This is a genomic window from Streptomyces sp. NPDC048295 (assembly GCF_040652135.1).
Taxonomy (GTDB): Bacteria; Actinomycetota; Actinomycetes; order Streptomycetales; family Streptomycetaceae; genus Streptomyces.
Map to the genome: position 1 here is coordinate 409,424 of NZ_JBEZLL010000002.1, position 25,780 is coordinate 435,203.

25 protein-coding genes and 3 pseudogenes are annotated in these 25,780 nt (G+C 69.5%); 13 read left to right on the forward strand and 15 right to left on the reverse strand.

All coding sequences use genetic code 11. From position 1 onward, the window contains the following. Positions 1-136: 136 nt before the first annotated feature. The 4 genes from AB0D53_RS04175 to AB0D53_RS04190 form a co-directional block, all read right to left on the reverse strand. Complete coding sequence (locus AB0D53_RS04175) at positions 137-382, reverse strand: transposase (protein WP_362439784.1); 246 nt, start codon at positions 380-382, stop codon at positions 137-139. A gap of 478 nt (positions 383-860) precedes the next feature. Then, positions 861-1,502: a non-oxidative hydroxyarylic acid decarboxylases subunit B gene (locus AB0D53_RS04180; RefSeq protein WP_362439787.1), complete on the reverse strand. Its 642-nt coding sequence runs from the start codon at positions 1,500-1,502 to the stop codon at positions 861-863. Further along, positions 1,499-1,966: a pyridoxamine 5'-phosphate oxidase family protein gene (locus AB0D53_RS04185; protein WP_362439790.1), complete on the reverse strand. Its 468-nt coding sequence runs from the start codon at positions 1,964-1,966 to the stop codon at positions 1,499-1,501. The genes AB0D53_RS04180 and AB0D53_RS04185 overlap by 4 nt, the downstream gene beginning before the upstream one ends. Before the next feature lie 47 nt (positions 1,967-2,013). Next, complete coding sequence (locus tag AB0D53_RS04190) at positions 2,014-3,453, reverse strand: UbiD family decarboxylase (protein ID WP_362439793.1); 1,440 nt, start codon at positions 3,451-3,453, stop codon at positions 2,014-2,016. An 84-nt stretch (positions 3,454-3,537) separates the two neighbouring features. On the opposite strand from AB0D53_RS04190, the gene AB0D53_RS04195 reads away from it, so the two are divergent. Beyond that, on the forward strand, positions 3,538-4,509 hold the full coding sequence (locus tag AB0D53_RS04195; RefSeq protein WP_362439796.1) for an Lrp/AsnC family transcriptional regulator: 972 nt from the start codon (positions 3,538-3,540) through the stop codon (positions 4,507-4,509). 151 nt (positions 4,510-4,660) lie between these two features. On the opposite strand, the gene AB0D53_RS04200 is transcribed toward AB0D53_RS04195, so the two are convergent. Further along, complete coding sequence (locus AB0D53_RS04200; protein WP_362439986.1) at positions 4,661-5,053, reverse strand: hypothetical protein; 393 nt, start codon at positions 5,051-5,053, stop codon at positions 4,661-4,663. Here AB0D53_RS04200 and AB0D53_RS04205 point away from each other — a divergent pair. Continuing rightward, positions 4,952-5,246, forward strand: a pseudogene (locus AB0D53_RS04205) (transposase); the annotation flags it as partial. The gene AB0D53_RS04200 and the pseudogene AB0D53_RS04205 overlap by 102 nt on opposite strands. 84 nt (positions 5,247-5,330) lie before the next feature. Here AB0D53_RS04205 and AB0D53_RS04210 read toward each other — a convergent pair. Next, positions 5,331-6,050 (reverse strand): FCD domain-containing protein, encoded by a 720-nt coding sequence (locus AB0D53_RS04210; RefSeq protein WP_362439799.1) that lies wholly within the window; start codon positions 6,048-6,050, stop codon positions 5,331-5,333. 58 nt (positions 6,051-6,108) lie between these two features. Here AB0D53_RS04210 and AB0D53_RS04215 point away from each other — a divergent pair, with 58 nt between their 5' ends. Next, positions 6,109-6,903, forward strand: a complete 795-nt coding sequence (locus tag AB0D53_RS04215) for a gamma-glutamyl-gamma-aminobutyrate hydrolase family protein (RefSeq protein WP_362439802.1) — start codon at positions 6,109-6,111, stop codon at positions 6,901-6,903. After that, positions 6,900-8,432 (forward strand): amino acid permease, encoded by a 1,533-nt coding sequence (locus AB0D53_RS04220; RefSeq protein WP_362439805.1) that lies wholly within the window; start codon positions 6,900-6,902, stop codon positions 8,430-8,432. Before AB0D53_RS04215 ends, AB0D53_RS04220 begins: the two co-directional genes overlap by 4 nt. Before the next feature lie 482 nt (positions 8,433-8,914). Here AB0D53_RS04220 and AB0D53_RS04225 read toward each other — a convergent pair whose 3' ends face one another. Both AB0D53_RS04225 and AB0D53_RS04230 read right to left on the reverse strand, forming a co-directional pair. Continuing rightward, the gene (locus AB0D53_RS04225; RefSeq protein ID WP_362439808.1) at positions 8,915-9,613 is read right to left on the reverse strand and encodes a response regulator transcription factor; all 699 of its coding nucleotides are present in this window, start codon (positions 9,611-9,613) and stop codon (positions 8,915-8,917) included. After that, a complete protein-coding gene (locus tag AB0D53_RS04230) occupies positions 9,610-10,899 on the reverse strand; it encodes a histidine kinase (RefSeq protein WP_362439811.1) in 1,290 nt (429 codons plus the stop codon). The genes AB0D53_RS04225 and AB0D53_RS04230 overlap by 4 nt, the downstream gene beginning before the upstream one ends. Before the next feature lie 224 nt (positions 10,900-11,123). Here AB0D53_RS04230 and AB0D53_RS04235 point away from each other — a divergent pair, with 224 nt between their 5' ends. From AB0D53_RS04235 to AB0D53_RS04255, 5 genes are all read left to right on the forward strand, one after another. Next, the gene (locus tag AB0D53_RS04235) at positions 11,124-11,831 is read left to right on the forward strand and encodes an ABC transporter ATP-binding protein (protein WP_362439814.1); all 708 of its coding nucleotides are present in this window, start codon (positions 11,124-11,126) and stop codon (positions 11,829-11,831) included. Continuing rightward, positions 11,828-14,176 carry an FtsX-like permease family protein gene (locus AB0D53_RS04240; protein WP_362439817.1) on the forward strand — a complete coding sequence of 783 codons (2,349 nt, stop codon included), beginning with the start codon at positions 11,828-11,830 and terminating at the stop codon, positions 14,174-14,176. Before AB0D53_RS04235 ends, AB0D53_RS04240 begins: the two co-directional genes overlap by 4 nt. Positions 14,177-14,551: 375 nt before the next feature. Further along, complete coding sequence (locus AB0D53_RS04245; protein WP_362439821.1) at positions 14,552-15,094, forward strand: carbonic anhydrase; 543 nt, start codon at positions 14,552-14,554, stop codon at positions 15,092-15,094. A gap of 1,460 nt (positions 15,095-16,554) precedes the next feature. Next, positions 16,555-16,887, forward strand: a complete 333-nt coding sequence (locus AB0D53_RS04250) for a hypothetical protein (RefSeq protein WP_362439824.1) — start codon at positions 16,555-16,557, stop codon at positions 16,885-16,887. Positions 16,888-16,958: 71 nt separating this feature from the next. After that, complete coding sequence (locus tag AB0D53_RS04255) at positions 16,959-17,720, forward strand: metallophosphoesterase family protein (protein ID WP_362439827.1); 762 nt, start codon at positions 16,959-16,961, stop codon at positions 17,718-17,720. 178 nt (positions 17,721-17,898) lie between these two features. Here the strand turns inward: AB0D53_RS04255 and AB0D53_RS04260 are convergent, their stop codons facing one another. From AB0D53_RS04260 to AB0D53_RS04275, 4 genes and pseudogenes are all read right to left on the reverse strand, one after another. Continuing rightward, positions 17,899-18,237, reverse strand: a complete 339-nt coding sequence (locus AB0D53_RS04260; RefSeq protein WP_362439830.1) for a hypothetical protein — start codon at positions 18,235-18,237, stop codon at positions 17,899-17,901. 189 nt (positions 18,238-18,426) lie between these two features. After that, positions 18,427-19,326 carry an RNA polymerase sigma-70 factor gene (locus AB0D53_RS04265; RefSeq protein ID WP_362439833.1) on the reverse strand — a complete coding sequence of 300 codons (900 nt, stop codon included), beginning with the start codon at positions 19,324-19,326 and terminating at the stop codon, positions 18,427-18,429. A 33-nt stretch (positions 19,327-19,359) separates the two neighbouring features. After that, positions 19,360-20,255: pseudogene (locus tag AB0D53_RS04270) on the reverse strand (FAD-dependent oxidoreductase). 275 nt (positions 20,256-20,530) lie between these two features. Continuing rightward, on the reverse strand, positions 20,531-20,725 hold the full coding sequence (locus AB0D53_RS04275; protein WP_362439836.1) for a hypothetical protein: 195 nt from the start codon (positions 20,723-20,725) through the stop codon (positions 20,531-20,533). Between AB0D53_RS04275 and AB0D53_RS04280 the strand changes: the two genes are divergently transcribed. The 4 genes and pseudogenes from AB0D53_RS04280 to AB0D53_RS04295 all read left to right on the forward strand — a co-directional run. Next, complete coding sequence (locus tag AB0D53_RS04280; RefSeq protein ID WP_362439839.1) at positions 20,682-20,894, forward strand: Tn3 family transposase; 213 nt, start codon at positions 20,682-20,684, stop codon at positions 20,892-20,894. The genes AB0D53_RS04275 and AB0D53_RS04280 overlap by 44 nt on opposite strands. Positions 20,895-21,209: 315 nt before the next feature. Continuing rightward, the gene (locus AB0D53_RS04285; protein WP_362439842.1) at positions 21,210-21,857 is read left to right on the forward strand and encodes a hypothetical protein; all 648 of its coding nucleotides are present in this window, start codon (positions 21,210-21,212) and stop codon (positions 21,855-21,857) included. A 167-nt stretch (positions 21,858-22,024) separates the two neighbouring features. Continuing rightward, positions 22,025-22,168: a hypothetical protein gene (locus AB0D53_RS04290; RefSeq protein ID WP_362439845.1), complete on the forward strand. Its 144-nt coding sequence runs from the start codon at positions 22,025-22,027 to the stop codon at positions 22,166-22,168. Positions 22,169-22,201: 33 nt separating this feature from the next. After that, a pseudogene (locus AB0D53_RS04295) lies at positions 22,202-22,597 on the forward strand (hypothetical protein); the annotation flags it as partial. On the opposite strand, the gene AB0D53_RS04300 reads toward AB0D53_RS04295, so the two are convergent. From AB0D53_RS04300 to AB0D53_RS04310, 3 genes are all read right to left on the reverse strand, one after another. Continuing rightward, positions 22,489-23,223 (reverse strand): dienelactone hydrolase family protein, encoded by a 735-nt coding sequence (locus tag AB0D53_RS04300; RefSeq protein ID WP_362439849.1) that lies wholly within the window; start codon positions 23,221-23,223, stop codon positions 22,489-22,491. The pseudogene AB0D53_RS04295 and the gene AB0D53_RS04300 overlap by 109 nt on opposite strands. A gap of 755 nt (positions 23,224-23,978) precedes the next feature. Next, a complete protein-coding gene (locus AB0D53_RS04305) occupies positions 23,979-24,656 on the reverse strand; it encodes a hypothetical protein (protein WP_362439852.1) in 678 nt (225 codons plus the stop codon). Positions 24,657-24,835: 179 nt separating this feature from the next. Beyond that, entirely contained in the window at positions 24,836-25,540 is a 705-nt protein-coding gene (locus AB0D53_RS04310; protein WP_362439855.1) for a DUF6193 family natural product biosynthesis protein, read from the reverse strand. Between the last annotated feature and the right edge of the window lie 240 nt (positions 25,541-25,780).

The following is a 25,780-nucleotide window of genomic DNA, read 5'->3' on the forward strand; positions in this document are numbered from 1 at the left end:
TGGATCTGGGCTGGATTGGGGTGCACACCGCCTCAACTACCCAGGGCCCCGGGAGAGTCCTGTTCGCCCGACTTGGTCACGGGCGTGGGCAGGGCCCGGGATCAGTACGATCGTGGCGCTTACTGACTTCGGCTCGTCAGGGTGACGTTGGGGTGTCGAAACTCAGGCCGGTGCCGGCTATGAAGCTGTCGAAGATGTGGGGCCGGTACTCCAGGCGCTTGAGCCGGTTGCGCACGACGGCCTCGAGTCGGTCGGGGGCGACCACGGCGAGGTTTGCCAGGCTGCGCTTGACGTGTGCCCGGACCCACTCCGCAGGGTTGAGGTCGGGCGAGCAGGCGGGAAGCGGGAACACCGTCAGCCAGGCAATGCGAGTGCTGCCCACGGGCGTCCGTACGGTTTGGACCCCGACGACACGCCCGCCGCGCCCTGGCGCTGATCCACGCGTCCCAGCCGGAAACGATGACGCTGGCATCGGGGCTGGCCGAGCCTTCCTGACAACATCCGCGAACCCGGCATCATCTGCAAGGTCCTGGAGCGCATCCCTGTCGACGTCCTCATCCCGAAGAAACAGGCCGCCCTGCCGGGACTGGCCTGGGCCGGTTCGGGGGCCCCCGCTGCGAGGCGAGCGGGGGCTTCATCGCGAAGGCGACCGGAGACCGGGGACCACTGTGGCATCTGCCGACGCGATGCCGCGGCGCTCGACGGTATCTGCCGACCCTGCCGCCGTCAGGCCAGCCTGATCGCCGGACCGGACAACAGGACCCCGCGTCGATCTGACGGTCGCCGCTCGCGCAGGGCTCCAGATGTTCATGTCTCGCGTCCGGGCCGGGCGATGCTGATGGCGACCGTCCGGCAGCTTCTCAACCCAGCGGTACGTCGGCGGCCGCTGGGGCGGAGGAGGCGGTCCCGTGGCGGGCGTGGTCGAGGCCCTGCCAGCGGCGGGCGGCGAGGGCGGAGAGGTCGAACTGGTCGAGGATCCTGGCCACGATGTGGTCGACCATGTCGTCGAGGGTCCGGGGGTTGTTGTAGAAGGCGGGCATCGGGGGGACGATCCGGGCGCCCATGCGGCTGAGGGCCAGCAGGTTGTCCAGGTGGATCTCGCTGAGCGGCGTTTCCCGGGGGACCAGGACCAGGCGGCGGCGCTCCTTCAGGACGACGTCGGCGGCCCGGGTGATGAGGTTGTCGGCGTAGCCGGTGCGGATGGCGGCGAGGGTTTTCATGCTGCAGGGCACGATGACCATGCCACCGGTGCAGAACGAGCCGGAGGACAGGGCCGAGCCCTGCTCCCCGGGCTTGTGGTGGACATCAGCCAGGTCGATGACCTCCCGTACGGTGTGGTCCGTCTCCAACTCGATGGTGGTCCGGGCCCAGGTGCTCAGGATGAGATGGGTCTCGACCTCGGGGATGTCGCGCAGCGACTCCAACAGCCGTACGCCGAAGGGGGCACCGGTGGCCCCGGACATGGCGACGATGATGCGGGTCGGGCGGGTCGGGCGGGTCATGCGGGGCCTCCTTGGGAGAGGGTGGTTCGGAGCGTGCTGAGGACGTCGGCGCTGCGCCGCCATTGTTCGAGTTCGGCGAGTTGCCCGGTGGTGCGGAAGCCGAGCGGGCTGATCGGAATGCCCAGGCTGTCACGCTTGTGGTGGGCGGCGGTGAACACGCAGCCCAGGACGCTCCCGACGGCCAGCGAACCGACCAGACGGAGTTTTAGGTGGTGGCAGATCGTCCGGTCCGTGGCCAGCAGCGCGGCGTACGGGTGCCGCCGCAGGTTGGCCCGGGTGCCGGCCCCGGCCACGACCGCGAACAGCGCCGTCCGGTCGTCGGCCGGTTCGAGCTCGGCGCGGGACAGCAGCGCCGTGTGCGGGTGACCGTGCTCGTCCACGGTGAGCAGCGGGAAGGCCTGTTCGTCGGCGTCGACCGGCGGTGCCCCCGCCACCAGGCGGGCCACGTCCTCGGGCAGGTTCACAGCACGTTCCTCCTGATCGGCGGGGCACCGGGATGCCCGACGGGGTGTCAGAGCGGCAGCACGCCCTTCCAGCGCTCCCGGAGCTCGGCGCGGTAGCACTCGTCGACCCGGTTGGCACGCGGGTACTGGTCCTTCCACGCGAACGGCTTGCAGGCGTCGATGAGCACGAGCCCCATGGACAGGTCGCCCGCCTCCCGCTTGGTCGGCGACAGCCGGGGGTCGATGGCGGTCGTGGGCGAGCGCAGGATGTGGATCGACTCCGCCGGGTCCACGCGCGTGAACACCGCCCACAGAACGTGGTTGATGTCGGTGATGTCGATGTCCTCGTCGACCACGACGGCGTAGCGCTCCATGCCTCCGGTGCGCTTGCGGGAGGCGGCGGCCATCAGCGCGTGCATGGCGTCGCCCGCGCCGGTCTGCTTGATGGAGATGACCATCATGAGCTGCCGGGCGTAGGCCCATACGCCCTGGATGTTCTGGACCCCGGCCTGTTCCAGGTGGTCCCAGGTCACGGTGGCGGAGTAGAGCGGTACCGCTTGGTCGCCCGCCGGGATGGTCGGCAGCATGGGCGGCGCGCCGAGGATGATCGGGTCGTCGCGGTGCAGGATCCGCCGCACGCGAACCACGGGCTCCTGACCGCTGTGGGTGTAGTAGCCGGTCCACTCCCCGAACGGGCCCTCCAGGACGGACTCCTCATCGCGCGGCGGCATCTCGCCCACCATGACGATCTCCGCGTGCGCCGGGACGGGCAGTTCGGTGCCGGGCGCGTTCAGCACCTCAACACCTTCCCCGCGCAGGCCGCCGGCCAGGTCGTACTCGGACACGCCCTCGGGGGCGGACATCGCGGCGGCGGTGGAGAGGATCGGGTCTTGGCCGACGACGACGGCGATCGGGCAGGCCTGGCCGCGGTCCCAGTACTTGTGGGCGATCGCCCGCGCGTGCCGGTTTCCCAGGAACCAGACGGACAGCCGGTCCTTGCCGTGGACGGAGACCCGGTAGGTGCCTACGTTGACCCAACCGCTGTCGGGGTCACGGGTGACGACCATGCAGGCAGTACCGATGTAACGGCCGCCGTCGCCCTCGTGCCAGCGCGGCGCCGGGAACTTCGTCAGGTCGACGTCGTCGCCTTCGAGGACGTTCTGCAGGACCGCCCCGGTGGCGACCTCGACCGGCGGGATCAGCCGCAGGTCGCGGCTGATGTCCTTCCAGGCCCGCACGATGTCCAGCTTCGGGGTGTCGGCGGGCAGGCCGAGCGCCGCCGCGCTGCGGGCCGGGGTGCCCATGAAGTTGGTGAAGACCCGGAAGCCGGTCGGGTAGCCGGGGATGTCGTCGAACAGCAGCGCAGGCCCCTCACGCTCGGCCAACAGCTCAGTGATGCCACCGAGTTCAAGGTCCCAGTGGGCGCCCTCGATGCGGCACACCTCGTCCGCGCCAAGGGTTTCGGTCAGGTGCTCGATGTAATGCCTGAGATCACGGAATGCGGTCATGTCCCAACTCTGCGAGCGGACCCGCTTGCACTCCAGCCACCGCCAGGAACCCGCCGGATACCGTCGCACAATACGCTGAGAACCGTGGAAACCCTCGACCTCCAGCTCGTTCACGCCCTCTACGTGGACGGCCGCGCCTCCTTCCGCCGCATTGCCGCGGTGCTCGGCGTCTCCGAGCAGACGGTCGCCCGCCGCTACCGGAGGCTCCGTGAGACCGGGGCGGTCCGGGTCGTCGGCCGCCTCGACCCCCGCTACCTGGGCCACGCCGAGGAGTGGGTGATGCGGCTGCGCTGCGTCCCGAGCGCCACGCTCGCCGTCGCCCAGGCACTCGCCCAGCGGCCCGACACCTACAGGATCCGCCTGGCCTCCGGCGGCACCGAGATCGTCTGCCACATGCAGACGCCCGACCAGCGGGCCCGCGACACCCTCCTGCTGGACACGCTGCCCGCCACCCGACAGGTGACCTCGATCGACGCGCACCAGGTGCTGCGTGTGTTCCGCGGCGGCCCGGACGGCTGGCACGCGCCGATCGCCTCACTCGGCCCCGAGCAGGTCGCCGAACTCACCCCGCCACCGCCGGACCCGGCCCCCCTCGACCTCGACGACGGCGACCGGCTCCTACTGGGCGAACTGGCCCACGACGGACGCATGCACCACGCCGCGCTGGCCGCGAGCACCGGCTGGCACGAGTCGACGGTCCGCCGCCGCATCGCCCACCTGAGAGCCGGCGGAGCCCTCTACTTCGGCGTCGACTTCGACGAGCAACTGCTGGGCTACTCCAGTCACACGGTGCTGTGGATCTCGGTCAGCCCGGCCACCCTCGAAGCCGCCGGAACCGCCCTCGCCCAGCACCCGCAGATCGCCCACGCCGCCGCCACGACCGGCCCCACGAATCTCACGGCCACCGTCTTCTGCGCCGGTGCGGACACCCTCTACGGCTTCGTCACCGACCGGGTCGGCTGCCTGCCCGGCATCCAGACCGTCCAGACCGCCCCCGTTCTGCGCATCGTGAAACGCGCCGGCGCCCTCGACAGCGAAGTCAGAGGTCGGGCATGACCGATGGTACGGATTGCCACTCGGCCGCGTCCTGGCCAGAGCCAACCACCACGACCCCTGCTCCTGCCCCGGTCCTCGACCTTCGGACGGATCCGGGCCGCTGCCCGACGAGATCACCGTGCACCTGAATGCCGGCTGCGACTCGGCGAAGTCACGCGCGCTGCTCTGCAAGCGGGTGCCGCTGGGGAGAATCGACCGCGAGAACGGTGTCGTGCCGGAAGCCGTACGTCCCGACGCCTTCTTCCGGCGGAAGGTTCTCGAAGAGCCGCTTCACCCCGCGCCGCTCCGTGCCTTCGGTGACGTAGCCGCCCGGTGCGTCGTGGCCTCGGCCCAGGAACTCGCGGAGCAGGCCGACCTGCCTGGTGAGCGCAGCGTGCCGCTGCCGACAGTGGAGCAGGCCGCCGAGCTTGGCCTGGTGAGTGCCGGCAACGAAGTCACCGCGCTCGCTCGCCCCCTGGCGGCGGATCTCCGGCGGCCATGGGAGAAGTCGGTCCCGCCCGACGGGCTCACCCCCTCCGCCCGAGTCCGTCGCGACTTTCGGCACTTGCGGCACTTCCGGCCGAAGGCCGCCTGCCCAGCCGGAGCACCGAATCCTCTCGGCCCGGCCCGGGACGGCCGCCCGGTCGCAGGAACAACCAGCCCCACTGAACGCGACGACGTGCACACCGTCCACAAACCCGACCCCACGAAGCGACACGAAGAAGACAACGACTCCACGTCCCCGCCGCACAGGTTGAAGATCAAGTCAGGGAATTGCGCGACCAGCCACGACGGCGCCGCAGCCCGAATCAGCGGAGAGCCAACACCAGCGTGTCCGCAGGCTACTGGACGAACGGCAAGAACAGGTCCGCCGTGGCCTCCGCGTGAATCGTGAACTGCTCCCGCGCCTTCGCCGGATCGCTGTGCTCGATCGCCGCGACGAGCGCGCGATGCTGCTGATCCGGCATACTGCGCGACTCGACTCCGCCGGGATGGTCCGCGAGGAGCCGGGTCAGCTCGTCCTGGATGCCCTGCTCGGCCTCCAGCAGCCGCCGGGAGCCGGACAGTTCTGCAATGTGGAGATGCAGTCCGGCGTCCAGGGTGCGATACGCCTCCGCGTCGGCGACCGCCTCGTCCGTGGCGGCCTCCAATTCGAGCAGCCTGGCGAGGCCCGCCTCGGAGGCGCGGCGCGCGGCCCGGGCGGACGCCTCTCCGGACACCGCGATCCGCCAGGCCGTCAGCTCCTCGATGTCGGCCTGTGTGTACGGGTGGAGAGCGGTCAGCTCCCGGATCCGGCTGAGGACGTCCGGGATCACGTAGGTGCCGGCGCGGTGCCCGCGCCGGGTCTCGATCAGCCCGTCCTCTCGGAGGACCGCCATGGCGTGCCGCATGGTCATCACGGCAACCCCGAACATCTCGGCAAGGGTCTTCTCCGGAGGGAAGCGGTCGCCTCCGACCAGAATCCGCGCACCGATGAGCTCGCTGAGCCGCCGAGCGATGGCCTCTGCGGCTCCCGCCGAGCGCACCGGCGCAATGAGTTGTTCCCAGCCCTTGTCGTCCATGAAACCTATCCTCTAGATTTCGCACTTCCACCGCAATTTGCGATCAACAGGAGAGCCTATGAGCACGACTGAGCCCACGGCACCGGCACCCCTCATCGGGATACCCGTGCGCCTCAGTGACGCGGACGCGCCCGGCGCCGACCAGCGCGTCCTTGAGGCGAATCGCATCTTCGACGACGTCGTGGCGCTGATCCGGGCCGCCGGCGCCGAGCCCGTCCTGCTGTGGCCTTCCTCCGACGGAAGCCCGCTCGACGAGCGGCTCGCCGACTGCTGCGGCTTCGTGGTGCCGGGCGGCGGGGACGTCGACCCGGCCCTGTACGGGGCCGACCCGCAGCACCCCGCGCTGTACGACGTCAATCCCGCGCAGGACCGGCTCGACACGGCCGTCGTCCGGTACGCCCTCGAGAACCGGCTGCCGCTCCTCGGTATCTGCCGTGGCATGCAACTGCTGAACATCGTCCGGGGCGGCACGCTCCACCTCGACCTGCCGAAGGCCTCCGTGGCGCACGACCCGGAGAACGGCGAGGAGTGGACCGTCCACGAGGTTGCGCTCTCGGCCGGCAGCGCGGTGGCCCAGGTGTTCGGGCGCGACCGGATACCCGTATCGTCCGGTCACCACCAGGCCGTCGACCGCGTCGGCGAAGGGCTGCGGGTCTCGGCCCGGGCCGACGACGGATGCGTCGAAGCCGTGGAGTCCTCGGCCGGACCCGAGTCCCCCCATGCCGGCGCATGGACCCTCGGAGTCCAGTGGCATCCCGAGGCGTTCGTCCCCAGCCCGGAACTTCGACTGCCGCTGTTCCGCGCGCTCCTTGAGCAGGCGCGTCCCGAGGCGCAAGCGGGAGTCCGGTCGTGAAGAAGGGGAACAAGACAGCAACGCGGCACATGGACGGGAGCGGCGAGGCGAGCCGGGACACCTCACCGGCCGACGCCCCCGCGGGCGGCGGCGGAGCGGCACTGGCGCAGAGCCTGCGCAGCCGCCACATCACCATGATCAGCATCGGTGGTGCGGTCGGCGCGGGACTCTTCGTCGGCTCGGGCGTCAGCATCCAGCAGGCGGGCCCGGGCATCCTGATCGCCTACGCCGTCACGGCCGCCATCGTCATCCTGATCATGCGCATGCTGGCCGAGATGTCCATGCCCCGGCCGGACACCGGCGCCTTCGCCGTGTACGGCCGGCTGGCCTTCGGCCGCTGGGCCGGTTTCGCGAGCGGCTGGCTCTACTGGGTCGGCTGGCCCCTCGGGCTCTGCGTCGAGGCCATCGCGCTCGCGCAGATCGTGCACGGCTGGCTGCCGACCCTGCCCGTCTGGCTCACCGCCCTGGCCATGGTGGCGCTGGTGAGCGCAGTCAACCTCACCTCCGTACGCGCATACGGCGAGATGGAGTTCTGGGTCGTATGGATCAAGGTCGCGGTGATCGCCTCGTTCATCGCGGTCGGCATCGTCGCGGTCGCCGGCCTGTTGCCGGGCACTCCCGCACCCGGCGCCGGGAACCTCGTGGACCACGGGGGCTTCCTCCCCATGGGGCTCAGCGGTGTCGTCATCGCCACCTCGGGCGCCATGTTCTCCTTCTCCGGCACCGAGATCGTGACCATCGCCGCGGGCGAGGCGCAGGACGCCGCGGCCGCCATCCGCAAGAGCACCCGCACAATCCTGGTCCGGGTCACCGTCTTCTACCTCGGCTCGCTGGCCGTGATCGTCCTGCTCCTGCCCTGGAACAGCACCGCTGTCGGTGAAAGCCCGTTCGCCGCCACTCTCAGCCATCTCGGCCTGGACGGCGCGTCCACCGTCCTGAACATCGTGCTCTTCGCGGCGCTCCTGTCCACGATGAACTCCCAGCTCTACGCCAGCTCCAGGATGCTCTTCGCGCTCGCCCGGGACCAGGACGCGCCGGCCTTTCTGGCCCGCGTCTCCCGTCGTTGCGTGCCCTACACAGCGATCCTGCTCACCGTCGCCGTCGCAGTACTCTGCCTGCTGCTCCAGGTCTTCCACCCGACCACGGCCTTCAGCCGGCTCGTGAACATCACCGGCGACACCGTCTACATCACCTGGATCGGTATCGCCGCGTCCCATCTCGTACTCGGCCGCCGCGACCGCACCGAAGGGCGCCGCCCCGCGTCCGGCACCGCGGTCTGGCTGTTCCCCTGGCTCACCTGGGCGACCCTGATCGCGCTCGTCGCGCTGTACGCGGTAATGATCTCCCTGCCGGACGCACGCGAGGACGCCGTGCTGGCGCTGGGATTCACCGTGGCCACCGCCCTCGTGGGCCTGTGGGTGCAGCGAAAGCGACCTGCGCAACTCAAGATCGCTCGCCCGACCGTCCATGAAGCTGCGCCGTCAGAAGAAACTCTCCCACCGCATGTTCAACGCGATCCTGAGCGGTGACGCAGGGACGAGGAGCGCGGTGGTTGCGTCGGCGAGGACGTCAGCGGGCGCGGCGAGTACGAACCGTCCGATCTGTGTTGCGGCGTGATCCCGGGCATCGTAAGTACGTTGCTGTAGGGACTTGGGGCTGCACCAGGGGGCTGCTTCACGGGCAGTGCGGGCGGGATTCGCCCTGGCGGCCGCGGGCATTGAGTCCCGCGCGCAGGACCTGGTGCGCGTGTGCGTCCTCGAGGCGCGCGCCGCGGGCACCTCCTTGGCGCAGATCGGCAAGCCGTTCGGCATCAGCGCGGACGCCCACCCGCAAACGCTGGGGGCACTGGGTACTCGCCCCACGCCCCGACGACGAGGAGTTGTTGGCGGATGGCGGCGTCTCGGGCAGCGGCAGGGACCGCGACCTCGTTCAAGAGCGCGGACAGGTGATCCGGGCGGGACGGCCGGGAAGGCGTGGGTTCCGGCTGCCGATCCCAAGTCTCGGCTTCGGCCTACGCCTGCTCGGTGGACTGCTCGGCGGCCTCGCGTTCGCCGACACCGACCAGTCCTGTCTCGTAGGCGACGATGACGGCCTGGACACGGTCGCGGAGTCCGAGCTTGCCGAGGATGCGGGCGACGTGCGTCTTGACGGTCGCCTCGGCGAGATGGAGGCGGGCCGCGAGTTCGGCGTTGCTCAGTCCTCGGGCCAGCAGGCCGAGGACCTCCAGTTCACGTGGAGTGAGGGGGGCGAGGTCGCGGTGGAGGGCGGCGGTGTCGCTGCCGCGCCGGGTGAACCGCTGCACGAGACGGCGGGTGATGGCGGGCGCGAGGAGAGCGTCGCCGGTACGGGCTGTACGGACGGCCGCGGTCAGCTGCTCGGGGGTGACGTCCTTGAGGAGGAAGCCGCTGGCCCCGGCGGAAAGCGCCGCATAGACGTACCGGTCGAGGTCGAAGGTGGTCAGGATGATCACGCGCGGTTCGCCGGCAGTGCCGTTGAGGATGCGGCGGGTGGCCTCCAGGCCGTCCATCGCGGGCATCCGGATATCCATCAGAACCACGTCGGGGCGGGTGCGGTTGGCCGCTTCGACCGCTTCGAGGCCGTTGGTCGCCTCGGCGACGACATCGATGCCGTCGGCACCGAGGATCATCCGGAATCCGGTGCGGACCAGGGTCTGGTCGTCGGCAAGGAGCACACGCAGCGGCTCGGTCACGGGATCTCCAAGGGGATCAGGGCTTCCACACGGTAGCCGCCGGTGAGTCGTCGGCCGGTGTTCAGGGTTCCGTCGTAGACGGCGAGACGCTCGCGCAGGCCGATCAGGCCCCGGCCGCTTCCGGGGCCCGCGCCCGGGTGTCCGCCGGTATCGGTGACTTCCACCCGGAGTCGATGCGGGCCGTAGTCGACGGTGACGGCGGCGGTGGCACCCGACGCGTGCTTCACGGTGTTGGTCAGGCCCTCCTGGACCACGCGGTAGGCGGCGAGTTCGAGGCCGGGGGGAAGGGGACGGGGCGGTCCTGTCACGGTCAGGTCGACGCGCAGTCCGGTGTCCCGTACCCGTCCGATGAGCACCTCAAGCTGGTCAAGGCCGGGCTGCGGGGCCAGCTCGGCCCCCGAGTCCGTGTCCGTGCCCTCGTCCCGGTCGTCCATGGTGAGCAGGCCCATGACGTGGCGCAGTTCGGTCATGGCTGCCCGGCCACCCGCCTCTACGGCCAGCAGTGCCTCGCCGGCCAGCTCGGGGGAGGTTTCCATGATCTTGCGGGCGGCGCCCGCCTGGATGACCATCACGCTGACGTTGTGCGTGACGACGTCGTGCAGTTCGCGGGCGATCCTGGCCCGCTCACGCTCGACGGCCCGGCGCAGGACCTCGGCCTGCTCGCGCTCCAGGGCGGAGAGCCGGGTGCGGCCTTCGTCGGTACGGAGTTTCCAGGTACGCAGGCCGATGGCGGCCCCGGCCATCGGGACCAGGATCAGCAGGGCGATGTATTCGTTGGGGACGATCGGTGTCACCGAGTTCCCCGAGGTGCCGACCAGGAGGACCGACACCGGCAGCGCAGCCAGGGTGGCCGTCCGGTATGGGCTGTAGACGGCGGCACTGTATACGGCGATGACGAACGCGTAGAAGGTCAGCCGCATCACGCTGTGCGGTGTCGCCAGCGTCGCGGCCGTCACCACGCACAGCACGGCGAGCGGGTAGCGGCGGCGCAGCGCCAGAGCACCGGAGGCGACGGCCGCGAGGGTCACCATGAAGGCCAGGCCGCCGGGGCCGGACGGGCGAGGGACGGCCACCTCCACACCGGGTGCGACCTCCCGCAGCACGACGTTGCCGACGTTGTCGATGCCGTAGTGGACGGTGGCGATTCCGAGTGCCAGTGCCACCAGCACGTCGAACTGCCAGGCGCGCCGGGTGGGCCGTAGTGGTGGGCCGCTCGGAATCCGCGCATCGCGGACCGCCTCGCGGGCGGCTCTGCGCAGCCGCACCAGCGTCGTACGTACGTTCATCACCGGCTCATTGTCACTGCCGCCCGGGCCTGTGGAGTCCGACTCGGAGGTCGTTCCCACGGGACCGGATACATCGCCCGCCTACATCGCAGGGATGACATTTCCGGTGCTCATCCCAGCGCGGTAACGCAAGGGGTCCGGGCGGGCGACGCGCGCGGGCCGGGCCCGCTCCTAGCGTTCTCACAGCACCCACAGCCCACTGACCGCACGCAAGGAGCCCTTCCATGACCATGCCGGTGATCGAACTGCGCGGGGTGAGCCGCCGATACGACGACGGCCCGCCCGCCCTGCACGAGGCGTCGCTGACCGTGCAGCGCGGCGAGGCCGTCGCGATCCTCGGCCCTTCCGGCAGCGGCAAGTCCACGCTGCTCAATCTGATCGCGGGCCTGGACCGGCCGGACACGGGAACCGTCACCGTGGACGGGGTGCGCGTGGACAAGCTGGGCGAGTCCGGCTCCGCCCTCTACCGGCGCTCGAGGACCGGCATGGTCTTCCAGTTCTTCAACCTGCTCGACGATCTGACCGTCGCCGACAATGTCGTTCTGCCGGCACGCCTTGCGGGCATGGCACGTGCCGAGGCAAGTCGGCGGGCGGTGGAGCTCCTGGAGAACCTCGGTATCGACCGGCACGCCCGCGCGTATCCGGGGCGGCTGTCCGGCGGCGAGCGGCAGCGCGTCGCGGTGGCCCGGGCGCTGATGAACCGGCCGCCACTGCTGCTGGCCGACGAGCCGACCGGCGCCCTGGACACGGCCGCCGGACAGGACGTCAGCAGGCTGCTCACGGACCTCAACGCCGACGGCCAGACCATCGTCGTGGTCACCCACGACCTGTCCCTCGCCCGGTCCTGCACGCGGCGTACGGTCAAGATCGCCGACGGCCGGATCACCGAGGACGTCCCGTCGCAGGCGGTCGCCACGGAGGCCGTCCGTTGAGCGCGCTCGCCAAAGTGGTGCGCTCGGGGGTGGGACGACGCCGGGTGCAGACGCTGGTGATCGGGCTCGCCACGATGATGGCGGTGGCCGCCTCCGTCCTGGGCGGATCGCTGCTGGTGGTCTCCAGCGCACCCTTCGACGACGCCTTCGCCCAGCAGCGTGGCGCGCATCTGTCCGTCGATTTCGACGCGGGCAGGGTGAGTGCCGGACAGCTGTCGAAGTCCAAGGACACCGCGGAGGTGAGCGGTGCGGCCGGACCGTTCCGCACGACGACCGTCACCCCGCGGGCGAACGAGGCGGGCCCCGGCTGGCCGATGACCGTGGCCGGCCGTTCCGATCCCGGACGGGACGTGGACGAGGTGGCGCTGGTCGACGGCCGGTGGCCCACCCGTTCCGGCGAGATCGTGCTGTCCGCCGACTCCTCGCTCATCCCGACCCTGGGCAGGAAGGTCACCTTCACCCATCTGCCCGACGAACCGACCCTCACGGTCGTCGGTGTCGCCCGCTCGGTCACGCGGACCGCCGACGCCTGGGTGGTTCCGGCCCAGATGCCGGCGCTCACCGCGCCCGGCAGCGGCGGCTACCAGATGCTCTACCGCTTCACGAACGCGGGCACCGCCGCGCAGATCACCGCGGGCGCCAAAGCCGTGACGCGGCCCCTGGAGCCGGGAACGGCCGTCGGCAGACAGTCCTGGCTCACCGTCAAGAAGGACGCCGAGCGCGACACCGCCCTCTACGTCCCGTTCCTCATCGCGTTCGGCGCCCTGGGCCTTGTCATGTCAGTGCTCATCGTCGGCAACGTCGTCGCGTCAGCCGTGGGCACGGCAACGCGCCGCATCGGGATCCTCAAGGCCGTCGGCTTCACCCCGGCCCAGGTCGTACGCGCCTACATCGGCCAGGCACTGATCCCGGCCGGCGTCGGCACGGCCCTCGGCGTCGTCGCCGGCCACCTGCTCGCCGTCCCTGTGATGGCCGAGACCGGGGAGGTCTACGGCTCCTCGTCCCTGGCCATCGCTCCCTGGGTCGACCTGGCGGTGATCGCCGGGGTGCTCGGCCTGGTGACGGCCACCGCGTGGGCGAGTGCATGGCGGGCCGGGCGACTGCGTACGGTCGATGCGCTCGCCGTCGGGCGTACCGCTTCGGCGGGGCGCGGCCGGTGGGCGGCCCGCCTGGCCGGACGGCTGCCGCTGCCGCGGCCGGTGGCGCTGGGCCTGGCCCGGCCCTTCGCGCGGCCCGCCCGTGCGCTCGCCATGGGCACTGCGATCCTGTTCGGCGCCATCGCTGTCACGTTCACCGTGGGGATGGGCGCCACGCTCGGCAAGGTGATGGACGCCAAGGCCCACGACGTCGCAGATGTCACCGTGCCCGCGCCCATGCCGGACTTCGGACCCCACCCCCCTGGCGGCAAGAAGCAGCCCAAGGCCGACCCCGCCGCGGTCGCAGAGACCGTCGAGTCCGCCGCCGGAACCGGCAAGTACTACCGCGCCTCGACGGTGCGCTCGACCGTGTCCGGCCTGACCGGCACCGTCGACGTGGTCGCCTTCACCGGCGACGCCTCGTGGGGCGGCTACACGATGGTCGCGGGCCGCTGGATCGACGGGCCCGGCGAGGCCGTGGTCCCTACCCCCTTCCTGACCGCCACCGGCACCGGCATCGGCGACAGCATCACCCTGAACGGCCTGGCCGAGCCGGTCACGGTCCGGGTCGTCGGCGAAGTCCTCGACCCCCGCAATTCCGGCATGCAGGTCTTCACCGACGCCTCGACCCTCACCGCCGCACATCCCGACCTGACAGATACGAGCCATCACATCGCGGTCACGTCAGGCACCGAGGTCTCCGCCTACGTCACCGCGCTGAACAAGGACCTGGCACCGCTGGGGGCCACCGCTCAGGCCGGCGGGCTCGCCGCCGGCGGCGACATGGTCGTCACGCTCAACGCGCTGTCCGCGATGCTCACGCTGATGCTCGTCGCCGTCGCCGCGCTCGGAGTGCTCAACGGCGTGCTGCTCGATACCCGCGAGCGGGTGCGGGAGATCGGTGTCCACAAGGCGCTCGGCATGACCCCACGGCAGACCGTCGCGATGGTCCTCACCTCGGTCGTCGTGACCGGCCTGGTCGCGGGCGCCCTGGGTGTGCCGCTGGGCGTGGCCCTTCACGGCTGGGTCCTGCCCGCGATGGGCGACAGCGTGGGACTGCGGCTGCCCGATTCCGTCATCGCCGTCTACCACGGCGCCGAACTGCTCCCGCTCACACTCGGCGGCCTGCTCATCGCCACTCTGGGCGCACTCCTGCCCGCCGGCTGGGCCGCCAGGACCCGAACCGCCACGGCCCTGCGCACCGAATAGGAGGTCGGGTTCAGAACTCGTGCCAACCGACCCCCGCCGCAAGGAGCGGTGGGGGTCGGTTGGCTGGTCACTGCAATTGGGCCCCGGAGTCCTGTCTCTGACCCCAGCCGCAAAGTAGTGGCGCGCTGCTTGCTGCCTTCCAGCTGACGCGGGACGAGGGAGTTCCGCAGTTCCCTGAGGCCATGGCGGCGACGCTCTCGACCCTGCCGGGCGAGCCCGCCTGGCGAGTGAGCCCCTCGTGGGCGATGGTGGCGCCTAGGACGGCTTGCTGCCGCCCGCCTGCGGTTCATGGCCGAACAGGCCGGACATTGATGCCGCGCACGCGGTGCCGGTCCCACACCCCCAGGCTGCCACCGCCTCCTGAAGGAACCAGCCATGTCGAACTTCACCCCGTACCTCGAGCGCAACCGGGCTTTCGCAGCCTCCGGCGCCCAGGCCGACGTCCCCCAGGTCCCGTTCATCCCCTTCAAGCAGCTGTACCTGATCATCTGCATCGACCCGCGCGTGGAGCCTGCGGCTGTACTGGGCGCCCGACTCGGAGAAGCGATCGTCGCACGCAACGTCGGCGGCCGCGTGACGCCCGCGGTCATCAATGACCTCGCCTGGATCGTGCACCTGCACGAGAACAAGACCCCCGACGCGGACTGGTTCGAGATCGCCGTCATCCACCACACCGACTGCGGCTCGGGCCTGCTCGCAGACGACGATCTGCGCGCCGGCTATGCCGCCCGCGGCGGCTGGGACGAACAAACCTCCTTGGAAATGGCAGTCCTGGAGCCGTCCAAGACGGTCCAGAAAGACATCACCAGGCTGCGCTCGGCACCCCAGCTGGCTTCGGCCATCGGCAACATCAAGATCGGCGGCTATGCCTACGACCTCGGGACCGGGAAGATCACCACCGTCGTACAGCCCGGCTGAGCAGGACACGGTCGGGCCCGGCAGACCCGGCCTGCGACGAGACGGAGGCAACTGCGTCCGACAGACCAGTTCCCTGCCGTCGGGCACCCACTCGCCCGCACCCGTCGGCAGGGCAGCCGAGACGAACACGGTTGAACTGGCATGTTCGGACGAGATCTTCCATGAAGTCGCAGCGTACCGCCGAAGGATCTCTGACTCAGGACACCGCCGGACGCGGTACTGACTTCGCTGAGGCAGAAGCCCGAGCGACTCGGTTCGTTGAGACAACAACTGGATTGAGTGAGGCAGGACAGGAAGGCCGCGACCGTCCGGAAGGTGGCCGGCTTCATCGCCTCCGTCCCGGCCGGCGCGGCGGCCTGTGGCCCTTGCACGACCTGGATATAGCCGGGCTCGACGAGGACGACGAGGAGTGGACGGGACCTCGGCATCTCTCCCCGGGAACCGGACTGTTGCCTGGGGAGAGATGCCGGACACGGGCGGATCCTGCCGGAGTCGAAACTGGGGCCTTGGGGCGGTACCACTCCGCCCAGATCGGGCGGGCTGCCGGCAATGGCCGATCGTCGCCACCATCGGTGAGGGTGATGTCGACGAGAGCGCCGCCGAGCACGGATGGTCGCGCTCCGGTGATGGCCAGGCCCACGGAGCGGGAGGCCATCACGGCACCATGACGATCCAGAACCAGGAGGTAGGCCCAGTCCCGCTCCGACCGACGGGGTCGCCGCAGCGCCGCAAGCAGGGGCTCCTCGGGCTGGCAGCCGATCAGCTCCATCGGAACGGGGGCTGGGGCCACTCGCGCCTTGAACAGGCCGTCCACGCCAGAGCACCGGCCTGCACTTGCCGCAGCAACCGTCGTTCCCGCGAAGAGCTCGAAGCGCGGCGTCGCAGGCAGTTCGAAGAGGCTCTCCTCGTTCCTGACGCCGGCGCCGAGCGCGATGTCGTACCGTTCCGGGTCAGCCGAGTGGGGCTGGTGGGCCACCACGACTGCATCGACGAGAGTCCACCACTGCACGGGCTTCTCGTCGTCCCAGACCTCGACGCACACATCACCCAGACCCCGTGGCGAGACATCGGGCTCAACCAGGACCTTGCTGAGGAGACCGTCGGGGCGGCATCCGCGGAGAGTGAGGACATCCCGTGGCGACGGGACCGGGTCGACGAAGAATCCTTCGACACCCGCGCACCTCCCCCAGAGCTGTTCCACTCCGTTTTCGTCCTCCTGAACCAGGAGATACTTCACCGAAAAGTCCCGGTCCCACGTGGCGTGATCTGCGATGCGCACCCGACCCCCGAACATGTGAGCAATCTTCGCGCCCAAGATACGGATCCGCCTGGCCCGGGGAGGACGGAGGACGACTGCTCGCCCCTGATCACGTTTCGTCGGCGGCGCTCAGATCGCGCAGGGGATGCAGGCCGTCGGGCAGTTGGGGGAGCTGGAAGGAGTACCGGCCGAGCATGTTGACGTGGTGCCGCACGAACCGGTGGCCGCCCTCCTGCTCGACTACCCCCAGGCCCTGCCCGCCAACACCCCTGCCATCGACCAGAACTCGCCCTGGCTCTTCCCGGGCCGCAGCCCGAGTCGGCCGATGAACCCCGGCACCCTGCGCGACGCGCTTCGGGAGCTCGGCGTCCCGGCTGAAAAGGGCCGCACCTCGACCATCCGCCAGTTCGTCCTCCAGGCCCTGGCGCCCGTCATCGCCCAGGCACTGGGCTACCACGACAAGAGCACCACCCGCATCGCTACCGACGCCGGATCCCCCCGGAAGCACTACGCTCCGGGCGATCACACACGCTGAACGGCCCCCTTGAACTACGCGCCGGGCGAAAGATCGCCCCGCTCGGCTGTCTTCACCCCACAGTGGTGACCATGCTGAACCGAGTAGCCGTCCTGTCCGACATTCACGGAGTCTTGCCGGCCCTGGAGGCAGTGCTCGCCGAACCTGACGTCAGCACGGCCGACCACATTGTGCTCACCGGCGACATCACCGCCGGTCCGCAACCGACCCAAGTTCTCGACCTACTGACCAGCCTCGGCGACCGCGTCATCTGGATCAGCGGCAACGCCGACCGCGAACTCCTTGAATACCGTCGGGGGCAACGCGACACGATCCCCGATCCGATCGCCCCCTGGGCGGCCGCACAGCTCCGTGAGGACCATCTCGACCTTCTCAGCTCGCTGCCACGATCACTCTCCCTGTCCGTGAACGGGCTGGGAAAGGTGCTGTTCTGCCATGCCACCCCTCGCGACGACGAGGAAGTCGTCCTGGTCGACTCCCGCCTCGACCGCTGGAAGGAAGTCTTCAACGGACTCGATACCGACATCCGCACCGTGGTCTGCGGCCACACCCACATGCCGTTCGTCCGCCTCGCTCACGGCCGACTCGTGATCAACCCCGGCAGCATCGGCATGCCCTATGGGCGAACCGGAGCGCACTGGGCCCTCCTGGGACCGGGCATCGAACTCCGCACCACGCACTTCGACCTCCAGGCCGCAGCCACCCAGCTCAGCCAGGACTCGTCCTACCCCGACATCACCGAGTGGGCCGACTACTTCCTGCGCGCTCGCGCGACCGACGCCGATGCCCTCGCCGCCTTCGCCCCACGGGACGGACGCGACCACGCACCATGACACCCGCTCCCTCTCCACAGCAGGGGAATCCGAACACCGACTACACGATCAACGACGCCTAGCAATCTCGTCCCCCTCAGGCCGGCGTGCGGTTGCGGGAGGCCGTGCGCGAGGAGCGGCTGCGCCGCCCGCGCCCGGGACGCGCTGCCTGGATCGACCTGCCTGGGCCCGGTTTCAACTATTTCCACACGACGGCCACGACGGCTGCGGCCGCGGTGAACGTCGCGACGGCGTAGAAGGTCCAGGGTTGCTTGTTGCGCATGCCTGCCAGCGCTATCACCGCGACCAGGAGGTCCAGGGCCAGTTTCACGCCCATCTTGGCGTGAGGCACAGGCAGGTCCAGGGATATGCGGGTCCAGATCAGCCCGGCGCCTGTGGCCAACTGGACGACCGTGCTGGTCACCATGTAACTGCCAGTCACCGGGTCTTTGCCCCGCAGCTGGTAGAAAATGCCGCCCAGGAGAGCGGCGAATCCGAAAAGGTGGAAGACGAGGAACGTGTAGCGAAGGGATTCCATAAGAATGATCTTTCTGTAGAGGCAGAACGGACCGACGGTCCTTTGCGTGCAACTAGGCTGCGCCCGTGCCCCCTTGGTGCATGGGCGTCGGCACTCAGCCATTCAAGGGGTGGCGTCGAGGCGGCCCCAGGCGGCGAAGGCGGCAGGAACAGTGCCTGATCCCCAAGTGGCTGATCCGCCACCGGCAGTTCATCGCAGGGTGAGCGGGGTCTCGGATGCGATGCGGGACAGCTTTTCAGGGTTGCGGACGACGTAGAGACCGGTGATGCGGCCGGCCTCTGCACGGGTCGCCATGATGGCGTCCAGCTCACCGTCCAGGTGGATGGCCAGCGCCGGGCTGCCGTTGACCACGGTGGGGCCGAAGGCGATCGGAACCGTGTTCTTGCCGAGGCCGCCGACCAACAGGCGGGCCACCTTGTCGGCGCCGACGATCGGCCGCAGCGCAGCGTGCTTCACACCGCCGCCGTCGCCCATGTAGACGACCTCGGGCGCGAGCACGTCGAACAGGCCCTGCAGGTCCCCGCTCTCCAGTGCCTGCAAGAACGACTCCAGAGCCGCCCGGGTCTGGCTCTGGGAGACCACCTTGCGCGGGCGTCGGGCATCGACGTGCCTGCGAGCCCGGTGCGCAATCTGGCGGACAGCCGCCGGGGTCTTGTCGACCGCCACCGCGATCTCGTCGTAGCCGACGTCGAAGACCTCGCGCAGCACGAAAACGGCCCGCTCGGTCGGCGACAGCGTCTCCAGGACCAGCATTACCGCCATCGACACACTCTCGGCGAGCTCGACGTCCTGGGCCACGTCCGGCGCGGTCAGCAGCGGCTCCGGCAGCCACGGGCCCACGTACGACTCCTTGCGCTGAGACATCGTGCGCAGCCGGTTGAGCGCCTGCCGGGTCGTGATCCGGACCAGGTACGCGCGCTGGTCGCGTACCTGGTCCAGGTCGACCCCGAGCCACCGCAACCAGGTCTCCTGCAGGACGTCCTCGGCATCGGCCGCCGAGCCGAGCATCTCGTACGCGACAGTGAGGAGCAGATTGCGATGGGCGACGAATATCTCGGTCGCCCGGTCAACGGAGTGATCACCACTCATGCCCTGATCATCTCCCTCTCGGCCGGCCCGAATCTAGGAAACCCGTTCGATCACGACCGGTGCCTCGGCGCGCATGGCCTCCAGCGCCTGCCGGCGCCCTGCACCCCCCCTTCATGCGGTGCAGGCTGTACCCGCCGGGCTTGTGCGCCTCATCGGCCAGGTGCTTCACGATGCCCTTGCACACAGCTTCCTTCATCTTCGCGCCGAGGCGGCCGTCGATGTGGAACCCCACCGCGACGTCGGACCTGTTGCCGAACTGGAAGATGCCGGTGCCCCGGCCCAGGCTGATGCACTGCGCTCCGAACGACTGGTTGAGGGTCTCTGGCCGCTCTCCTGCCAACCGGCTCAGCACCGTGTCGGCTGCCCGCGCACCGAACGGCGCCCCCGCCGGTGCAAGTACGGCCCGAGCACGCCACCGCAGACCAGAGTCACTCTGCGACCCTGATCCGCCAGCTCGGCGGCGGTCTCGACACCCGTCGGACCTGCTCCGACCACCGTCACCGCGGCCGATGCGGGCGCGGCACCGAGGACCGACAGCAGCCGTTGCGCCTCCTCCAGACCGGCGATCGGGTAGGCGAACTCGGCCGCTCCGGGCACCCGCGGGTCGGCGCCGCCGCTGCCCACCGCGTAGACCAGGTAGTCGTAGCCGACCGAACCACCGCTGGCCAGCTCCACACCGCGCCCGGCCGCGTCGATCCGCGTCACGCTGTCGACCACCAATCGCACCCCCTCCGCCAGGACCTCCTGGTAGTCGACGACGGCGGCGTCGGTCCCGCCCGCCAACTGGTTCAGGCGGACCCGGTGGACGAAGGTTGGGCGCGCGGATTGATCAACGTCACGGTCACGTCGCCGCGCTGCGTCAGGCGATTTGCCGCCATGACGCCGGCGTATCCGCCGCCGATCACAACCACATCGGTGTTCTCAGCCATGATGTCTCCCTCGGTTCGAGCGGTTCGAGCACAAGACACCGCTTGATCGATCCCTGTGACAGCATCTGAGTCAGATCACTTCGCAGGCGTGGCTGTCTGGACGGATTCCGGCCCGACCACCAGCGCCATCATCGGAGTGGCCGGTGTCGCTGTCGCGAAGCTGGTGAGGACCGATGGCCGGCCGAGAACAAGGGCGAGGCCCCGATGGCGCCACTCAGCCGGTACCTGTACCGCAGCGTCAGGATCACCCTGATCCCGTCCCAGCCATGGCTCGTTCAGTCCTCGCGGCCGTCGTCATCCTCGTCGTCCAGCTCCACCGCGTCTGGATCGCGCAGCGGCCGCAGCCACTCGCGCGGGACGGAGGCGGTGAAGCTGTAGTGGCCCAGTACGTTGAGGCTGCGGTGCTTGAGCGGGGACAGTCGGGCGGTGTCCTCGGTCCGGATCTTCTTCCGGGAGGTCGGCCGCGCCATCCGCATTGTCCAGCTGCTGCGCTACCCCTCAGACACCCCGCTGCGCCGGCGGGTAACGGCTGCCACGGACAAGGTCGAGGCGTTCACCGGCTTCTCCCAGCGGATCGGCTTCGGCAACGGCGGCGTCATCACCGGCAACGACCCCGTCGAGCAGGAGAAGACCGCGTAGTTCAACGCTCTGCTCACGAACGCGGTGATCTTCCACAACGCCTAGACATCGCTGTGATCGGGCGCCAGCTCCAGGCGGAGGGCCACGTCATCGACTCCGAGGACTTGGCCCACATCTCGCCGTACCCGACCGAGCACATCCGCCGCTTCGGCGAATACTCCACCCACGAACTTGGCCTTGAACCACAGGCGTACGACGCGCACCTGGATGTCGACTTCGGTCCGCTGCGCGGAGGCCGACGGCTACGGCCAGGCAGCGTGACCTCGGCGGCAGGGCAACGAGTGGCCGTCGGATCGCCGATGGCAAGATCGTGCCATGGGATTGAGCATAGTGGTCGGGGTCCTCGTCGACGCCGAGGACGACGACTACACCGAGACGGTTCGCGCTGACTTCATCGCGATCGGCGAGCTACTGGCGCGTGGGGGAGCGCGACAGTGGACTGAGCCCGACCTCGATAAGAAGGAGGGCGCGGAGTTCGAGGCGTGGGGATACTCGGGCCTGCACACCGTTCGCCGTCTCGCTGTCCACCTTGCAGCGGGTGGGTGCCTGCCCGAGCCGCTGGACGGCAGCCGGCGGGCGACTGAAGACCCGCTCCTGGGCAAGGTGTACGAGGCTCTGCCGAGTGATCCTCCTGGACCGTTCGACCATCTGGTCCATCATTCGGACTGCGAGGGCTACTACGTCCCCGTCGATTTCGCCCAGGTCATCGTGGACGAAAAGGTACGAGGCGGCTACCTGGGGTCTTCGGTGCGTCTGCTGGAGGAAGTCCGTCGACTCGCTGGAGCCCTCGGTCTTCCGGAAGACCTCGATCCGTACTCCGAAGAGGTCTTCGAGGCCGCCGATGCCGAGAAGCCGGCCACCGAGGGGTGGCAGCGCTACGGCATCGAGTCCTATATATGCCTGCAGCTCCTCCACGCTGCGAAGCTCTCGATCTCGACCGGAGCGGCCATTGCCTTCACCTGAAAGGTGTCGTCAAACGAACGAATGACGACAGGTGAGGCGGGCGTCCAATGAACCCTTACGTTCCGGGGCCCGACAGCGGCGCCGATCCCATCAGATCCGATGGGTTGCTGATGACAGGGTTTACTGACGGCTAGAGTCGAATGCGACCACCGAGGGCGGGGAGCGGCATGGCCAACCTGGTCTACGAACGGGTTCTGACCGACCACCAGTCGACCGACCATCAGAACCTCGTCCTGGACGAGGCCGGGATCGAGGACCCGGTCGTCTTCGAGGAAGAGGCCGGTACCTGCAGTCGCCTCCACCTGCTTTAGCACCCGAAGTCCGGCGAAAGGCTCGCCCACGCGCGGTCGGGCGACACCGTGCACATCTCGGAGATGTACCGCCTCGTACGCGGCATCGGGCACATCTTCGACGTGCTCGACGTCCTTCACCGCGACCACCTCGCCCTGCACATCCACGACGGCGCGTTCTCCGCGATGGACCTGACCGCCCGCCGCCCGCGCACCGGGGAGCTGCTGTCCACCGTGAAGTTCATGGTGCAGACCCTCGCCGTCGGCGAACTCCGGCGTGACCTCCAACGCGAGCCGACCTACGACGGACTGCGCGCCGCCGAGGCCAAAGTAAGCGCTGGTCAGCGGGTGGCCGAGCTTGGACTGACCAGGTCCTCGGTCGCGGGCAGGCACTCGGCGAGCAGGTCGATGATGTCGTGCCAGGCTCGCTGTGCGTGTCGTGGGTGGTAGGCGACGCCGGGGACCGTGGGGTGGTCGACCGGTGGGTGGTGGAAGGCGTGAAGGGCTCCTCCGTGGACCACGAGGCGCCAGTCGACGCCCGCGGCCTGCATCTCTGCGGTGAACGCGACCCGTTGGGCGGGCGGCATGATCGGGTCCTGCGACCCGACCCCGGCCCAGACCGGGCAGCGGATGCGTGCCGCCTCGCCCGGTCGGCCCGTGGTGAGCGCGTTGACTGTCCCGATCGCGCGCAGGTTGACGCCGTCGCGCCCGAGTTCCAGCCCGATGGCGCCCCCGGTGCCGTAGCCGACGGCGGCGATCCGGTCGTGGTCGGTCCGCGGTTCGGTGCGCACCACGTCGAGCGCCGCGTGGCCGATGCCCCGCATCCGGTCGGGGTCGGTGAGCAGCGGCATGCAACGGGCCAGCATCTCCTCGGGGTCACCCAAATAGCGCCCGCCGTGAAGGTCGAAGGCCAGCGCTACGTATCCCAGCTCGGCGAGAGCATCGGCCCGGCGGCGCTCGACGTCGCTGAGGCCCATGCCCTCTGGTCCGAGCAGCACCGCGGGCCGGCGGTCGACACCGGCCTGCGGGACCCCGCGCCAGGATGACGCACAACGGGCCGTGCCACAGACCGTCACACCCGAGCTCGACCCGCGGTAACCCCCAGTCGCGCAGCGGCTCGACCCTGCCCCATCAGCCCCCAGCTGGTGGGGCCGGGTCGAGCCCACGACACGCCCTTCGTAAGAGCGGCAGGGAAGCGTGAGGGGAGTCGCTGCCGGGGTCGTGAGCCCTCGGAAAGCCTCGAAGGATCTTGTGATGCCCAGTGCCAGGGAATCCGACCAGCACTGTACTAGAATGTCCTAAATTTCCCTCAGGTGTCGTCAAGTCGCCTAGCAGGGCCGTCGGTCTGACGCACCGTCCAACAACACATCTCACCAACGCAAAAGGAGCCCCGCTTCCTCGACGCGGTTTCCTAGGCCATGAGCCGAGGGGGCTCCTTGCGCGGCGTCCAGCATCAGCAAGATGGAAGGACCCCGTATGGAGAGTAACGCAGAACGCACTCATCAGTGCGTTAACTTGGCCAAGCACAGCAGATCAGCGGCCCGTCACCTGCGGAAATGGGTGGCCGGCCACGGACGCGGCGCCCGTACAAGCTTCATGTGCGGCGTGGCCTACCGGCTCGGCGATTTCGCCACAGGCCTGGTCATCGCCTGGCTGATCGCCCGGTACTGATCCCTGCTGCACCCGTCGGGCCCGTCACTCTTTCCATGGCGGGCCCGACTCCGTAACTGGTGATGCCTGGAACCTTCGATGCGACATCGTGGGCGAGTAGTAGCGGGGCAGCGGTTGACGCTGAGATTGATCTTGTTCGATGCCCCGGCCGGGTCGACGGCTACTCGGCGGCCGAGATGCGGGCGGCGTAGACCCGGTGGGCCTTGCGCGCGGTGGGTTCGGCAGATTCAGCGGCCAGGGCCGCGCTCTGCTGGAGAGCAGCACGGTGACGTTCAAGCGGGGCCGTGAGGCGGATCGAGTAGCCCGTGCCGCGGCGGTTGGTGCGCCCGGCGGCCACAGCGCGGCGGACGCTCTCGTCGCCGCCGACGAGCAGGTGGCTGGCAAGCAGACCGGGCAGGTCAAGGGTGATCTCCGGGTTCGGCTCAGGCTGCTGCTCGGTGGCCAGGTCCGGGATGACGTCGAGTTGCTCGGGCAGCTTGCGGGCGCCGGCGGCGTCCAGGACGCGACGGATCGTCTTCGGGCCGACCTGGTGCTGCCGGGCGAGAGCCTTGACGGCGGTGCCTTCGCCGAACGCCTCGACCTCCTTCGCCGCCTGGTCCAGGTCGAGCGTGGCGGGGCGGCCGAGTGTCTTGCCTGCGGCTTCGGCGGCGGCGAGGACGGTGACCATCATTTTGGTACCGGGGTCGTCGGACTCGACCCGCAGGTGCAGGCCGCGGCGGATGAGGACCGGCCGCAGGGCGAGAATGTCGGCGACGGAGCGGAAGAGGCGGGGCGGCGTCGGCGATGCGGATGGTGTCGCCGATGGCGGCCTCGTGCAGGAGTCGGGTGAAGCCGGCACGGTCGAGGGAGAGTTGGCGGGTGGAGGTGGCGGGATCCTCGTAGACGGGGGCACCGGCGGCCAGCAGCGCGGCCAGGGCATGCCGTTGGCGGGCGTCGGTCTGCTCATCGGTGGAATGCCGTAGGTGGATGCGGTCGGCCATTCCCGATCGTTTCCTTCCCGGGTCGCCGGTGTCGCTCTCAGGAGGCTTGTCCAGGGTTCTCAGAAGACGTCTGGAGCAGGTCGCCAGGGATCCGGCCGACGGCGATGGCGATCGCTTCAGCGGCTGTGGTGACGTGGTGCAGGGCGGGGCCGTTCCACCACTCTCTGATGGTGTAGTCACCGCTTCCCCGGGGTGAGTCGATCGAGACGAAGGGCGGGGGGAACGGGTAGTCGGGCGTGTTGGAGAAGCTCAGTGCCCAGTGGCTCGTGAAGGGGTAGAGCCTGCGAAGCTTCGGTTCGGCGTGGGCGGACTGGATGAGCACCTGGTACTGCGGCCAGTCGGCGTGATCAGCATCCTTCAGCAGCCACTGCCACTCTGAGGCGATGACGTCGGCGGGGTTGTTGTCGGGGACCTCGAAACGTCCGGTCAGGAGGTCAAAGGTTGCGGCCTGCCTGATCTCGTCGAGGCTGGCCCCCTCCGCCCAGCCGCGGATCACTTGGGGAAGTGCACGTATGTCCTTGGTGTTGCCGCAGATCATGAGCCTGTTGTTGGACGAGCCCCAGATGGCCCAGTTTCGCTCGTGATGCCACGCCGCGATGTAGGACGAGTGGCGATGTGGGACGACACTGGTGATCGTGGCATGGCGCAGTGGATCGGACGGGGCGACGGACAAGGGAAGGGACATGCCTTGGTCAGCGGCTGCGGCTTGGAGTGCTGCGGCCAGGCTGCCGTGGCCTGCCACGTCCGGGTAGAGGACGGCTAGGTCTGGTTCGCGACTCATGATGTTCCGATCTTCATGCCTGTGTGGCGCGCCGGGCCGGCCATCGTAGGGGGGGGCTAAAAGGGGAGGCGGAAGGCGGGACCGGATCCGATTGGATCTGCGCGCTGTTCCCGCAGGTCGGTGGGCCTGTCCGATCGGTTTGGTGGGCGGGGCGGAATCAGTCGGTTCCGCCCCCGGCGGTGATTCGCCCGTGACGGGCGG

Excerpts from the sequence above, each read along its gene's own strand:
- AB0D53_RS04180 (WP_362439787.1), bottom strand. The coding sequence starts at position 1,502 with ATGACCCGCCCGACCCGCCCGACCCGCATCATCGTCGCCATGTCCGGG.
- AB0D53_RS04190 (WP_362439793.1), bottom strand. The coding sequence starts at position 3,453 with ATGACCGCATTCCGTGATCTCAGGCATTACATCGAGCACCTGACCGAA.
- AB0D53_RS04210 (WP_362439799.1), bottom strand. The coding sequence starts at position 6,050 with ATGGACGACAAGGGCTGGGAACAACTCATTGCGCCGGTGCGCTCGGCG.
- AB0D53_RS04215 (WP_362439802.1), top strand. The coding sequence starts at position 6,109 with ATGAGCACGACTGAGCCCACGGCACCGGCACCCCTCATCGGGATACCC.
- AB0D53_RS04230 (WP_362439811.1), bottom strand. The coding sequence starts at position 10,899 with ATGAACGTACGTACGACGCTGGTGCGGCTGCGCAGAGCCGCCCGCGAG.
- AB0D53_RS04235 (WP_362439814.1), top strand. The coding sequence starts at position 11,124 with ATGACCATGCCGGTGATCGAACTGCGCGGGGTGAGCCGCCGATACGAC.
- AB0D53_RS04245 (WP_362439821.1), top strand. The coding sequence starts at position 14,552 with ATGTCGAACTTCACCCCGTACCTCGAGCGCAACCGGGCTTTCGCAGCC.
- AB0D53_RS04255 (WP_362439827.1), top strand. The coding sequence starts at position 16,959 with ATGCTGAACCGAGTAGCCGTCCTGTCCGACATTCACGGAGTCTTGCCG.
- AB0D53_RS04260 (WP_362439830.1), bottom strand. The coding sequence starts at position 18,237 with ATGGAATCCCTTCGCTACACGTTCCTCGTCTTCCACCTTTTCGGATTC.
- AB0D53_RS04265 (WP_362439833.1), bottom strand. The coding sequence starts at position 19,326 with ATGAGTGGTGATCACTCCGTTGACCGGGCGACCGAGATATTCGTCGCC.
- AB0D53_RS04275 (WP_362439836.1), bottom strand. The coding sequence starts at position 20,725 with ATGGCGCGGCCGACCTCCCGGAAGAAGATCCGGACCGAGGACACCGCC.
- AB0D53_RS04285 (WP_362439842.1), top strand. The coding sequence starts at position 21,210 with ATGGGATTGAGCATAGTGGTCGGGGTCCTCGTCGACGCCGAGGACGAC.
- AB0D53_RS04290 (WP_362439845.1), top strand. The coding sequence starts at position 22,025 with ATGGCCAACCTGGTCTACGAACGGGTTCTGACCGACCACCAGTCGACC.